Below are 12639 nucleotides of genomic sequence, written 5' to 3' on the forward strand. Positions count from 1 at the left end.
AAAGTTGCATTTTATGTATAAATTCATTTATTTTGCCCCTCGAAGCAAAATAATTATAAACTTTAAAAACTTATTGCCTATAGAGAGAACATTACTTTAATTTTAAATGACATAGTAATGAGACAATTTTCAGGTTCTGCCGACGATGAGTTGGTAAGGGCGTATATTGAAGGCAATAACGAAGCCTTTGATGTCTTGTTGGAGAGATATCAGGGCAAACTCTTTTCCTATATTTATTTTCTGGTACGCGACGAAGAGCAGGCAAACGACATTTTTCAGGAAACGTTTGTCAAGGCTATTGTCATGATGCAGCAGAAACGCTATGTGTTCAGCGGCAAGTTCTCGTCGTGGATTATGCGAATTGCCCATAATTATATTGTGGACTTGTTCCGTCAGGACAAGAAAGAATGTGTTTCGCTGCTGGAACCCACCGAGCAGAACCGTATTTATAACGGCAATCTTGAGGAAGACAACATGGAGACTGCCCTGATTTTTGAGCAGACGCAGGCAGAGGTGCGCCAGATGGTGGAGCGCCTTCCGCAAAACCAGCGCGAAATTGTCTACATGCGTTTCTATCAGGAAATGTCGTTTCGGGAGATTGCTGATATTCTGGATATCAGCATTAACACGGCTTTAGGGCGTATGCGCTATGCTCTGATCAATCTGCGGAAGATGCATGCCGGGAAACGCACGGTTGCCGCTGCCCCTGTTCATTGAAAATATAAAGAAAGCAAAAAACGGCAGGAGCATATAATAATTCATTCGGGTAGCACGTTATTAGGTCAGGAAAATGAATGAAAAACTTGATGCCTATGGATTATTTTACTGAAGATGAAAAGGTGGCTCCCAAAGATTCTACAATTGCTTTTTTGAAGAAGTTTGCACGGAACTACAGGGCTGTGGAGGTGAAAGAGGATGAGTTTCTGGAGTTTTTATTGAGTTAATGAACTCTTTTTGTGCTTTTTCCTGCGCTGAACAGAATGGAATCTCCGGATTTTCACTAACTTTGTAAATAAAAACCTATGAGTACAATCGTTTCCCCTTCATTGCTGTCGGCTAATTTCGGAGATCTGAAATCCGATCTGGCAATGATTAATCAGAGTAAGTGTGAGTGGTTGCATATTGATGTGATGGACGGAGTATTCGTGCCGAATATCTCTTTCGGTTTTCCGGTGCTGAAATATGTAGCCGAGTTGTGTGAAAAGAAATTGGATGTGCATCTGATGATTGTGCAGCCCGAGAAGTTCATTCAGGAGGTCAAGGCGCTGGGAGCGTATACCATGAATGTGCATTTCGAAGCGTGTCCGCATCTGCACCGTGTGGTACAGCAGATCAAGGAAGCAGGAATGAAGGCTGGCGTGACGCTGAATCCTGCTACTCCGGTCAGCATGCTGACTGATATTATCGGCGATCTGGATCTGGTGATGCTGATGTCCGTAAATCCGGGTTTCGGTGGACAGAAGTTCATTCCGCATACTCTGGAGAAAGTGAAGGAACTGCGTGCGCTGATTGAACGTACCGGATCAAAGGCACTGATTGAGGTAGACGGTGGCGTGAACCGTGAGACCGGAAAACAGTTGGTAGAGGCCGGTGTGGATGTGCTAGTTGCCGGAAATGCGGTTTTCAAGGCCGAGCAGCCTCTGGAAGAAATTGAATTCTTGAATAATCTATAAGCATTGCAGCGGGATGGGCGCATCGCACAGGCTTATCCCGGATTGAAGGTTTTGTTGCCTTTGCTCGTCGGGATAGGGTGTTCTGCCTTGGGAACAGGTGGAACCGGTGCTTATGCTGCTTTGTTTTTGATGATATTGTTGGCTTGTATGGTGTTGGGCTTTGGAAAAGCCAAGCACTATACAGGCCATTTTGTTTGGGGCTGGAATCTGGCTTTTGCCGTGTTCTGGGCTTCTTTGGGTACGCTTGTCGGCTTGTATTCCCGGGAGCAGAAGGATTTTCAGTTGCCCGATACCGAGCAGGGCTATCAGGTGATTCTGCTCTCCCAACCTCAGGAAACGGCCAAGACCGTACGTGCCGAAGCATTGGTCCTGCAACGGTTTTCGGAAGATTCTTTATGGCTGTCCGAAGAGAAAATCCGTCTGTCGTTGTGGAAAGATTCGGTCAGCAAACAACTGAAGGTAGGAGATGCCCTGACTTTTCGGGCATCGGTTCATCCTTTGTGTCCTTCGGGGAATCCTTATGAATTTGATTATGCCGCTTATCTGAAACGGGAAGGTTTTGTGGGCGAAGCGATGGTCTTTGCCCGACAATGGCAGCTGTTGCCCCGGGAAACGGAAGGATATACCCGTCTATACAGCCGGATGTCTTTGTGGCAGCGCACAAAACTTTATTTTCTGGACCTTCGTCAGCAATTGGTGGAACAGATGAGAGCCGACGGTTTGCGTGGGGAAGCCTTTGCGGTATATGCGGCACTGGCTATGGGCGAGAAGGCTTTCCTTTCTAAAGAAACGGGGGAACTGTATGCGCAGACGGGTACTTCGCACGTTCTGGCCCTTTCGGGAATGCATTTGGGCATTCTGATGTTTTTCTTTTATTATGTCTTTGCGCATGGTTTGAAGTACACGCGCTGGAGATGGGTCTTTTGTTTTCTGGCGGTCATGCTGGTGTGGGCCTATACGCTTCTGGCCGGTATGCCGGTTTCTTTGGTGCGCGCTTCGGTGATGTACTCTTTTTCTATTTGCGGCATGATGATGCATCGCCGGGGATTTACGCTGAACATTCTTTTCTGGACAGCCTCGCTCATGCTGTTGGCCGATCCGGATACATTGTACGATGTCGGCTTCCAGTTGTCTTTTTCAGCCATGCTGGGTATTCTGCTGCTGCAAAGACGCATTGAAGGACTGTTCCGTTTTTCGGGGATCGTGTGGCAAAGTCTGTGGTCCGGCATTTCGGTTTCTCTGGCTGCTCAGATTGCTACCTTGCCTTTGGTGCTCTATTATTTTCATTATGTGGCCACCACAAGCATCTGGGCCACTATGGTTCTGTCTGTTTTGTCTTTATTCCTGCTTTATGCTTTGCCGGTTTATCTTCTGTTCTTTCGGGTGGAATGGATTTCCGGAATACTCTTGCAGGGAGTGTCTGTGCTGATTGGCTGGCAACACGACGCACTGCGATGGTTCAATTCCTGGCCGGGAGCTACTCTGGGTCCCTTCTATATTTCCTGGTCCGAACTGCTAGCCATTTATCTTTTCGTGGTAGCTGTCATTCTTTTTTTGCTGTTACGTCACAAACTTTTTCCTGCCTTGTTGGCCGTGCTGTCCCTTCCCGGTCTGCTAGTCTGCCGCACGGTGGCGGCACACCGTCTGACAGATACCTTTCCTTTACTGGTCTTTTATAATAACTATCGGGTACCGTCGGTGCAGATCATCTATTCCCCGCAGCGCAGTTATTTGCTGCAGGCCAACGACACGGTGCGTTGGGAGGATTATGCCTATATCAAGGAAAATTTCTGGGACCGTTTCACTGATAAGCTTCCTGTGGTATTGCCGCAGAAAGGATTTTCGGACGATTATCTCTGTCAGACGGGCGGTTTGCTTTTGACGCGCGATTTCCGGCTTGGAATGTTGCATCAGGGAATTCCGGAACATACCTGTTGGGCAGGAGTGGGACAACTGGATTATCTGTTTCTGTGCCGTGGCTTTCGGGGGTGTGTGGAGCAGGTATTGGCGCAGACGGCTCCCAAACTGGTAGTGCTCGACCGGTCGCTGACCGAATACGAACATGAGAAGTATCTGCGTCTGTGCGCCCGAATGAAATGGAAATATCACGACATGCGTCGGGATGGAGCGTTAAAAGTTGCTTTCTGATACGGAAGTAGCCGATAAAAGTACTATCTTTGCGTTGTATTTTTTATAATTATAATGAGTTGATAGTATGATAGAATCATTGGTTTCAGATAAACAGTTGGTGGACTTGAAGCACCTGTTGGATGAGGCACAGAAGATTGTTCTTACTTGTCATGTTTCGCCCGATGGCGATGCGATGGGGGCTTTGACCGCTTTTCTGAGCGTGTTGAAACGACAGAACAAGGATGTCTGCGCTATCACTCCCAATATATTTCCTGACTTCTTGAAGTGGCTTCCCGGAGCCGACGAGGTGCAGGTGTATGAAAAGAACGAAGAACAGCTCGATCCGGTGCTGAAAGCGGCAGACTTGTTTGTCTGTCTGGATTTCAACGGACCGTCGCGTATGTCGATGATGGAGGCGGCCGTACAGGCTAATCCGGCTCCCAAAATTGTGATAGACCATCATCCGAATCCCGAAGACTTTGCATCCTGTCTGATTTCTTTTCCTCAGATGAGTTCCACTTGTGAACTGCTGTACCGTGTGATTGTGGCTCTCTATGGAGAGGACTTTCTGGGTTATGATGAGGCGGTATGCCTGTATACCGGTATGATGACCGACACCGGAGCTTTCACTTATAACTCTTCACGCAGTGACATATACTATATTATCGGAAAACTGCTGGAGAAGGGGATTGACAAGGATAAGATTTACCGCAATGTGTTCTATGAATATTCGGCAGAGCGTTTCCGCCTGATGGGTTATGTGCTCTATGTGAAAATGGAGATGTTGCACGAATATCATTCCGTAATTCTTTCGTTGGACCGGGAAGAGCAGAAGCGTTTCTCTCATAAAAAAGGCGATACGGAAGGTTTTGTGAACATTCCCTTGCAGATAAAGGGAAACAAACTGAGTATCTTCTTGCGGGAGAATACCGAGCAAGACAACATCAGAGTTTCTTTGCGTTCGGTTGATGATTTTCCATGTAATCAGATGGCAGCTGAGTTCTTCAACGGTGGCGGTCATTTAAACGCAGCCGGCGGAACTTTGGAGTGCACGCTGGACGAGGCTATTGAACTGGCCAAGAAGGCAGTCAGAAAATATGCACATTTATTAAAATAATAACGATAAACACCTTTAGAATATAGCAATATGAGAAATAAGATAGCGGCTTTATGTGCCGGATTACTGTTGATGGCCGGATTGGGATCGTGCAATGACGGAGAGACTTATGCCGAGCAGAAAGAGAAGGAGCGCAACGCGATTGCTGCTTTTCTGGGGCGCGATGCCGTGGTGATGGAGAGTGAAACCGATACGTTGATTCATATCGGCAAGATCAATGTGATCTCCGAATCGCAGTTCTATCAGCAGGACAGCACGACCAATGTAGAGAAGAACGAATATGTGCTGTTCAATAGTACCGGTGTGTATATGCAGATTATTTCCAAAGGTCCCGGTGAGAAGCTCAAACCGGGAGAGACCAAAAGAGTATATTGCCGCTTTACGGAATATAATATCATGGCCGACAGTTTGCAGATTACAAACAACAGTTTCTTCTGGGATCCGCGTCCGGACATTATCGAAGCTTCCAATACTTCGGGAACCATTTCCGGAAGTTTTGTAACGGGACCTACAGGATGGGGAGCCATGTATACGGCCTATTCTGACAAATCAGTACCGGCAGGATGGCTTGTTCCCTTCACCTATATCAATATCGGACGTCAGGTAAGTACCGAGCAGCCGATAGCCAAGGTCCGTCTGATTGTGCCTCATTCACAGGGACAGAAGGATGCCAGCAGTCGCGTATATCCTTGTTTCTATGAAATCAGCTATCAGGAAGAATAAGGACATGCTTTGGAGAATTAATCCACCCAAAGCAAATCACTCATAATACCGTCGGAGAGAAACAGTCCCCGATGCGATAATTTAAGGACACCTTGCGGATGACCGTTTTCTTCGGTTATTTGCAAGGTGTTTTCTTTTAGGTGCGGAGCTGCCATTTTCAGGCAATAATTCTTCAGCTCCGTACCGAAGTCCTGTTCCAGTTTTTCGAGATCAAGACCGGTCGCCGTTCTCAGACCGGTAATAATCCGGTCGTTATAATGTTCATAACGGTCCAGGACTTCGCAGTGACACACCTCGTTGTATGGCAGATTCTCTTCGCGGTACCGCGTGATGTCCTTGATATATTGGTCTATGTTGGCTGTGTTATACATTCTTTCCATTCCGATGAAAGAATGTGCCGAGGCTCCGCATCCCAGATAAGGAGTATCATTCCAATACGATGAGTTGTGGCGGGAATGAAATCCCGGTAGGCCGAAGTTGGAAATCTCGTAGTGCTCGAAGCCATTGTTTTTCAGTTCCGTAATCAGATATTCAAACATGCTCAGGCTCAGTTCTTCGTCGGCTTCCTGAACCTTGTTCTGTTCGCGCATGCGCCACAGGGCCGTGTTTTCTTCATAGATCAGGGCATAGGCCGAGAGATGCTGCACGTTCAGGGCGATGGCCTGTGCCACATCTGTCTTCCATTCCTCAAGCGTCTGTTCCGGCAGACCGTAAATCAAATCAATACTGATATTCCGGAATCCGTGTTCCTGACACAGATGCACAGCCTGAATAGCCCGCTCGCTATTATGTCTTCGGCGCAGCAGTTTCAGATGACCGTCGTGAAAGGTCTGCACCCCCATACTGATGCGGTTCACTCCGGTGCGCGACATGGCTTCCAGCCATTCCGGAGAAATATCGTCCGGATTGGCCTCTACGGTAAATTCCAGGTCGGGCATCACCCGGTAATTCCGGTCCATGCAGTCTTTGAGTTGCTTTACAGACGCCGGGTTCAGCAGCGAGGGAGTTCCTCCACCTATATATATAGTATGAACGGGATCGGGCAGCGATTGTTTCCGCAGTTCCAGCTCCGTGCATACCGCCTCTATATAGCGGTTTTCCTTTTCCTGACTGGTTGTGGAATAAAAGTCGCAGTAAATGCACCGTTGTTTGCAGAAAGGGATATGAATATAAATTCCGGCCATAAAAGTTGTATTATCAGTTTGATACAAAGTTAGTGATTTTGTGGCAACTATGAAACATGCTGAATAACATAAATAATAAGTTCTTTTTTTTATGGCGTCTTCGATGTTTTTTTATAAATTGCCCTCGCTAAAAAATAAAACCTTAAAAATATATTACATCATGAGAATATATCAAACAAATGAGATTAAGAACATTGCCTTATTAGGAAATGACGGTTCAGGTAAAACCACTTTGACAGAAGCGTTGCTCTATGAGAGCGGATTGATCAAACGCAGAGGAAGAATCACGGCAAAGAATACAGTAAGCGATTATTTCCCAGTAGAACAAGAATATGGATACTCTGTTTTTTCTTCTGTATTTCATGTAGAATGGAACCAGAAAAAACTTAATATCATCGACTGTCCGGGAGCGGACGACTTTATCGGAAGCGCCATTACCGCACTGAATGTTACAGATACCGCTATCTTATTGTTGAATGGACAGTATGGTCCGGAGGTAGGAACACAGAATCACTTCCGCTATACTGAGAAGCTGGGTAAGCCGGTGATTTTCCTGGTGAACCAGTTGGACGACGAGAAGTGCGACTACGACATGATTCTCGATCAGCTGATTTCCATTTACGGTAACAAGGTGGTACCGGTGCAGTATCCTATTGAGACAGGTCCTTCATTCAACTCATTGATTGATGTGTTGCTGATGAAAAAATATTCCTGGGGTCCGGATGGCGGCGAACCGACCATCGAAGAGATTCCGGAAGACCAGAAAGAGAAAGCCATGATGATGCACAAGGCTTTGGTTGAGGCTGCTGCCGAGAACGACGAAAGCCTGATGGAGAAATTCTTCGAGAGCGAGAGTCTGACCGAAGACGAGATGCGTGAGGGTATCCGCAAGGGACTGGCTGCCCGCAGCATGTTCCCGGTATTCTGCGTTTGCGCCGGTAAGGATATGGGTGTGCGCCGTTTGATGGAATTCCTGGGCAACGTGGTTCCGTTTGTAAACGAGATGCCTAAGGTGCACAATACCCGTGGTGTGGAAGTGGTGCCCGATTCAGAAGGACCGACTTCTCTTTATTTCTTCAAGACCGCAGTAGAGCCGCATATCGGTGAGGTGCAGTACTTCAAGGTAATGAGTGGTAAGGTGCACGAAGGTGATGACCTGACTAATGCCGACCGTGGTTCCAAGGAGCGCATGTCGCAGCTGTTTGTCTGTGCCGGTCCGAACCGTATCAAGGTAGAGGAACTGGTTGCCGGTGATATCGGTTGTACTGTAAAACTGAAAGATGTGAAGACCGGAAACACCTTGAATGCCAAGGATGCCGAGAACCGCTTCAACTTCATCAAATATCCGAATCCGAAGTACACCCGTGCGGTGCGTGCCCAGAACGAGGCTGAAACCGAGAAGATGATGAACGCTCTGTGGCGTATGCACGAAGAGGATCCGACCTGGATGGTAGAGCAGAGCAAGGAGTTGCGTCAGATTCTGCTTCACGGTCAGGGTGAGTTCCACCTGCGCACTTTGAAATGGCGTATGGAGAACATTGACAAGATCAATATCGTGTTCGACGAGCCGCGTATCCCATATCGTGAAACCATCACCAAGGCAGCCCGTGCCGATTACCGTCACAAGAAACAGTCCGGTGGTGCCGGTCAGTTTGGTGAGGTGCACCTCATTGTAGAGCCATATTATGAAGGCATGCCTGATCCGGACGTATACAAGTTCGATGGACAGGAGTACCGCATTAATATAAAAGGTAAGGAAGAAGTATCGCTGGAGTGGGGCGGTAAGCTGGTATTCATCAACTCCGTAGTGGGTGGTGCCATCGATGCACGCTTTATGCCGGCCATTCTGAAGGGCGTGATGCAGCGTATGGAGCAGGGTCCGCTTACCGGTTCTTATGCTCGCGACGTGCGTGTCATTGTTTACGACGGAAAAATGCACCCGGTAGATTCCAATGAATTGTCATTTATGCTGGCCGGTCGCAACGCCTTCAGTCAGGCCTTCAAGAATGCCGCTCCTAAGTTGCTCGAACCGATCTACGATGTAGAAGTATTTGTACCTTCTGACAAGATGGGTGATGTGATGAGCGACTTGCAGGGACGCCGCGGTATGATTCTGGGTATGTCCAGCGAGAACGGATATGAGAAACTGGTAGCCAAGGTTCCTTTGAAGGAAATGTCTAACTACAGTACCTCTTTGAGTTCACTTACCGGTGGCCGCGCTTCATTCATCATGAAGTATGCAAGCTATGAGTTGGTACCGGCCGATGTTCAGGCTCAGCTCATGAAGCAGTTCGAAGCTACCGAAGGTGCCGAATAATGAAAATGCTATCCATGATTGCCTTTGAGCAATACATGTCAAGATGACCAGACAAGAGCCGTATCTGCTTCTTTCCTTTTTTAAGAAAGATTCAGATGCGGCTCTTTTTTCTTTTCGAATATATAAATAATACAGTTAAGTTTGTTATGCGAACATAAAACGGGTGGTTTTTGTTAATTCGGTTAAAATTGCGGTTTTTTTTTGAAGTTTCAATTTATTTTCTATAAACGGTGCTTTATATTTGCGGATATGAAGAAGTCAACTATTTGGATAATCAGTGTAATCATGGGGTGTTCGCTGTTGGCGTTACTCTATTTGCAGACTACCTATATCAGGCAGATGACCAAAATGCGTAAGGAACAGTTTGATGAATCTGTCTTTCGTAGTCTGGATCAGGCGGCCCGTAATCTGGAGCAGAACGAAACTTTCCGGTATCTGGAAAAGATTTCGCTGGAGTCCGAGCTTTATCGCAGTCAGCTCGATTCTCTCGACTATCTGCTCATGTTGCAGAGCGGACCGCTGCTGGATAGTGCTACAAAATTCAATTCTTCTTTTCAGGTGACCAGCAAGATCAAGAAGCCGTCGAAGATGCCGAAGGCTTTGACACTGAAAAGCAAGAATTCCATCAGTGAGGCTTCCAAGGCATTTCAGGCTTTTGTAAAGAACGCCTATGTGTATCAGAAAGGAGTGCTCGATGAGGTGATTTACTCCATCCTCTATCAGGCCAGTAACCGTCCGCTGTCGGAACGAATCAACTTTAAACTGTTCGACCAGGATATCCGTTCGGCCCTGGAGTGCAACGGCATTCACTTGCCCTATCACTTTACGGTGACCACGAGCGACGGACGCGAGGTGTACCGCTGTCCTGACTACGAGAGCAAAGGAGAGGAATACACCTATTCGCAGGTGCTTTTCCGGAACGATTCCTCAAACAAGATGGGCATTGTGCGGATTCACTTCCCCGACATGAACCATTATATTCTGGGTACTGCCCGAATGATGATTCCGTCATTGATCTTTACGGTCATCCTGCTCGTTACGTTTATCTTTACGGTCTACATCATTCTGCGCCAGAAGAAAGTGTCGGAGATGAAGAACGACTTTATCAACAACATGACGCACGAGTTCAAGACCCCGTTGTCTTCCATCTCTCTGGCCGCCCAGATGCTGGCAGACCAGTCCATCAAGAAGACCGATCAGATGTATGAAAGCCTGTCGCGGGTGATTAATGACGAAACCAAGCGTCTGCGTTTCCAGGTAGAGAAAGTGTTGCAGATGTCGCTTTACGACCGCGATAACATTGCCTTCAAGCCGAAGGAGATTGATGCCAACGCCCTGATTTCGGGAGTCATCAAGACCTTTACGCTGAAAGTATCGCAAAACGGCGGTGAAATCACTTCCGACCTTCAGGCCGAAGATGCACAGATCTATGTCGATGAGATGCACTTCACGAATGTGATTTTCAATCTGATGGACAACGCCGTGAAATACAAACGTGACGATGTGCAGCTGCATCTGACGCTACGCACATGGAATGCTCACGGCAAACTCTACATCAGTGTAGAGGACAACGGAATCGGCATTCAGAAAGATGACCTGAAGCGCATCTTTGAGAAATTCTATCGCGTGTACACCGGCAACAAGCACGATGTGAAGGGCTTCGGTCTCGGACTGGCCTACGTGAAGAAGATCATAGATTTGCATAAGGGAAACATTCGCGCCGAGAGCGAATTAGGAGAAGGAACTAAATTTATAATAACAATACCGACATTAAAAAACTAGAATTATGGAAGATAAGTTAAGAATTCTGTTGTGTGAAGATGATGAGAGCCTGGGTATGCTGCTCCGTGAATATTTGCAGGCAAAGGGATATGATGCCGAACTTTATCCGGATGGAGAAGTAGGTTACAAGGCTTTCCTGAAAAACAAGTACGACTTGTGTGTGCTGGATGTGATGATGCCGAAGAAAGACGGTTTCGCTCTGGCTCAGGAAATCCGTCAGATCAATCAGGAAGTACCTATTATTTTCCTTACTGCCAAGAACCTCAAGGAAGATATCTTTGACGGATTCAAGATCGGTGCCGATGACTATATCACCAAGCCATTCTCTATGGAAGAGCTTGTTTTCCGTATGGAGGCCATTTTGCGCCGTGTAAGAGGAAAGAAGGTTAAGGAAACCAGCGTTTACAAGTTGGGTAACTTCACTTTCGACACTCAGCGCCAGATTCTGTCTATCGGCGAGAAGCAGACCAAGCTGACTACCAAGGAGAGCGAGTTGCTGTCTTTGCTGTGTGCCCATGCAAACGACGTGTTGCAGCGTGAGTTGGCTCTGAAGACCATCTGGATTGACGACAACTATTTCAACGCACGCAGTATGGATGTATATATCACCAAGCTGCGTAAGCACCTGAAAGACGATCCGTCTATCGAGATCAACAACGTTCACGGTAAGGGATACCGTCTGATTGTTCCCAGAGAAGAGGAATAATTCTTTATAAGATAGGAAGACAAAAAAACAGGCAACCCCGAAGGATTGCCTGTTTTTTTTGTCTTTTTGGATAGATGCAGACCTTATAGAAACAAAAAGTCGGATGTTTAATCCTGGTATTTCTTGTTCAGGATGATGTGCGCAATCAGTCCGATAATCATCAGCACCAGAGCGCCACCGTTAACCATATTGTTGTCCACCCAGCCAAATGTATAGCTTAGAATCAAAATGATGGCTCCTAAAATAATGAGGAGCAGTCCTAAATACTTCATAGCGTTTATTATTGTTTTAAGTTATTTCTTTCTTGATTTGTTCCACAAATTAAAGCATAATTCTTTAAAAACAGAAACTTTTCGAAATAAAAAAACAATAATGGCCCGATAAATTAGTCTTTTGTATTTGAAAACACTTTTCTTAATACGTCCTGACTAACTCTCAGTTCCTCAATCGTCAGTCCGCGCAGAGCCTCCTTGAGGGTCTTGTTGGCCACATATCTCGACTTGTCTTCCAGGCTCCGGCCATAGGAAGTGAGATAGATCAGGTTTATTCTCTTGTCGGTATCGCAGGCGGTTCTTTTCACCAGATTCTGCTTTTCCATGTTGTTGATGAGGCGTGTCATGCTCGGTTTGTCCTTGAAGGTTACATGGCACAGTTCCTGTTGTGTCACGCCTTCTTTTTCCCAAAGGAAGAGCAGCACAGTCCACTGTTCCGGAGTTATGTCCAGATTATATTCTCTGAAATTCCGATACAGTTTCCGGTTTATGGCGGCAGATACTTTACCGTTGAGAATGGCAAAGATTAATTTGATGTCAAAGCTAAATTGTTCCACGCACTATCTGAATAAAATGTTCATAAACGAACAAATATACAATGTTTTTGTCAACAGAGCGCGTAAAACTTCTCATTATTATATATTTTTGAATATTGTAGGGCTTTTTTCGGGCGCGTTTTATATTAACTTCCATGAAAAAAGCTAAAAATCCGGACGAATGCTTGCAAGATCAATC

The 12639-nt window shown here is 46.4% G+C and carries 12 protein-coding genes; 9 read left to right on the forward strand and 3 right to left on the reverse strand.

Annotated features, from left to right (window positions below; genetic code table 11):
* Positions 1 to 117: 117 nt before the first annotated feature.
* The 6 genes from DXA74_RS00620 (at position 118) to DXA74_RS00640 (ending at position 5643) form a co-directional block, all read left to right on the forward strand.
* The gene (locus DXA74_RS00620) at positions 118 to 717 is read left to right on the forward strand and encodes an RNA polymerase sigma factor (RefSeq protein ID WP_118524896.1); all 600 of its coding nucleotides are present in this window, start codon (positions 118 to 120) and stop codon (positions 715 to 717) included.
* A gap of 95 nt (positions 718 to 812) precedes the next feature.
* A complete protein-coding gene (locus DXA74_RS16855) occupies positions 813 to 944 on the forward strand; it encodes a hypothetical protein (RefSeq protein ID WP_255420784.1) in 132 nt (43 codons plus the stop codon).
* Between the two features lie 78 nt (positions 945 to 1022).
* Positions 1023 to 1673, forward strand: coding sequence for a ribulose-phosphate 3-epimerase (gene rpe / locus DXA74_RS00625; protein WP_118524897.1), 651 nt, complete (start codon positions 1023 to 1025; stop codon positions 1671 to 1673).
* Between the two features lie 3 nt (positions 1674 to 1676).
* Positions 1677 to 3821 (forward strand): ComEC/Rec2 family competence protein, encoded by a 2145-nt coding sequence (locus DXA74_RS00630; protein WP_118524898.1) that lies wholly within the window; start codon positions 1677 to 1679, stop codon positions 3819 to 3821.
* A 67-nt stretch (positions 3822 to 3888) separates the two neighbouring features.
* Positions 3889 to 4920, forward strand: a complete 1032-nt coding sequence (locus DXA74_RS00635; RefSeq protein WP_118524899.1) for a bifunctional oligoribonuclease/PAP phosphatase NrnA — start codon at positions 3889 to 3891, stop codon at positions 4918 to 4920.
* 30 nt (positions 4921 to 4950) lie between these two features.
* Positions 4951 to 5643 (forward strand): DUF4827 domain-containing protein, encoded by a 693-nt coding sequence (locus DXA74_RS00640; RefSeq protein WP_118524900.1) that lies wholly within the window; start codon positions 4951 to 4953, stop codon positions 5641 to 5643.
* A 17-nt stretch (positions 5644 to 5660) separates the two neighbouring features.
* Here the strand turns inward: DXA74_RS00640 and hemW are convergent, their stop codons facing one another.
* On the reverse strand, positions 5661 to 6827 hold the full coding sequence (gene hemW / locus DXA74_RS00645) for a radical SAM family heme chaperone HemW (protein ID WP_118524965.1): 1167 nt from the start codon (positions 6825 to 6827) through the stop codon (positions 5661 to 5663).
* 160 nt (positions 6828 to 6987) lie between these two features.
* Between hemW and DXA74_RS00650 the strand changes: the two genes are divergently transcribed.
* The 3 genes from DXA74_RS00650 to DXA74_RS00660 all read left to right on the forward strand — a co-directional run bounded on the left by DXA74_RS00650 (position 6988) and on the right by DXA74_RS00660 (position 11632).
* Positions 6988 to 9144: a translation factor GTPase family protein gene (locus DXA74_RS00650; RefSeq protein WP_118524901.1), complete on the forward strand. Its 2157-nt coding sequence runs from the start codon at positions 6988 to 6990 to the stop codon at positions 9142 to 9144.
* Between the two features lie 249 nt (positions 9145 to 9393).
* Complete coding sequence (locus tag DXA74_RS00655; RefSeq protein WP_118524902.1) at positions 9394 to 10926, forward strand: sensor histidine kinase KdpD; 1533 nt, start codon at positions 9394 to 9396, stop codon at positions 10924 to 10926.
* A 4-nt stretch (positions 10927 to 10930) separates the two neighbouring features.
* Complete coding sequence (locus DXA74_RS00660; protein ID WP_118524903.1) at positions 10931 to 11632, forward strand: response regulator transcription factor; 702 nt, start codon at positions 10931 to 10933, stop codon at positions 11630 to 11632.
* Between the two features lie 107 nt (positions 11633 to 11739).
* Here the strand turns inward: DXA74_RS00660 and DXA74_RS16405 are convergent, their stop codons facing one another.
* Together DXA74_RS16405 and DXA74_RS00670 are read right to left on the reverse strand one after the other, a co-directional pair.
* Positions 11740 to 11904 carry a hypothetical protein gene (locus tag DXA74_RS16405; RefSeq protein WP_199666046.1) on the reverse strand — a complete coding sequence of 55 codons (165 nt, stop codon included), beginning with the start codon at positions 11902 to 11904 and terminating at the stop codon, positions 11740 to 11742.
* Between the two features lie 113 nt (positions 11905 to 12017).
* Positions 12018 to 12461: a MarR family winged helix-turn-helix transcriptional regulator gene (locus tag DXA74_RS00670; RefSeq protein ID WP_118524904.1), complete on the reverse strand. Its 444-nt coding sequence runs from the start codon at positions 12459 to 12461 to the stop codon at positions 12018 to 12020.
* Positions 12462 to 12639: the final 178 nt, after the last annotated feature.

The sequence above is a fragment of the Bacteroides sp. OF04-15BH genome, assembly GCF_003477995.1.
In the GTDB taxonomy this organism is placed as follows: domain Bacteria; phylum Bacteroidota; class Bacteroidia; order Bacteroidales; family Bacteroidaceae; genus Paraprevotella.